The sequence below is a fragment of the Brevundimonas diminuta genome (assembly GCF_039673845.1).
GTDB lineage: Bacteria > Pseudomonadota > Alphaproteobacteria > Caulobacterales > Caulobacteraceae > Brevundimonas > Brevundimonas diminuta_E.
Map to the genome: position 1 here is coordinate 1 of NZ_JBDJMK010000023.1, position 638 is coordinate 638.

Annotated in this window: 1 protein-coding gene; it reads right to left on the reverse strand. The window is 65.0% G+C overall.

Translation table 11 applies throughout. The features are described from left to right. Positions 1-638 (reverse strand): EF-Tu/IF-2/RF-3 family GTPase (locus ABE454_RS16110; RefSeq protein ID WP_346533097.1); only part of this gene is annotated, 638 nt, incomplete at both ends.

Consider the following 638-nt stretch of genomic DNA (forward strand, 5'->3'; position numbering starts at 1 on the left):
ACGCCGGCGCCGACGGTGCGGCCGCCTTCACGGATGGCGAAGCGCAGCTTCTCTTCCATCGCGATCGGCGTGATCAGCTCGACGTCCAGCTCGGCGTTGTCGCCCGGCATGATCATTTCCACGCCTTCCTTCAGGCGCACGATGCCGGTCACGTCCGTCGTGCGGAAGTAGAACTGCGGACGGTAGTTCGTGAAGAACGGCGTGTGACGGCCGCCTTCTTCCTTGTTCAGGATGTAGGCTTCAGCCACGAACTTGGTGTGCGGGGTGATCGAACCCGGCTTGCACAGCACCTGGCCGCGCTCGACGTCTTCACGCTTGGTGCCGCGCAGCAGCACGCCCACGTTGTCGCCGGCCTGGCCCTGGTCCAGCAGCTTGCGGAACATTTCGACGCCCGTGCAGGTCGTCTTCTGAACCGGACGGATGCCGACGATTTCGACTTCTTCACCGACCTTGACGATGCCGCGCTCGACGCGACCCGTCACCACGGTGCCGCGGCCCGAGATCGAGAACACGTCTTCGACCGGCATCAGGAACGGCATGTCGATCGGGCGTTCCGGTTGCGGGATGTAGGCGTCGACCGCCGCCATCAGCTCCAGGATGCGCTCTTCGCCGATGTGGGCGTCGCGGTCTTCGACGGC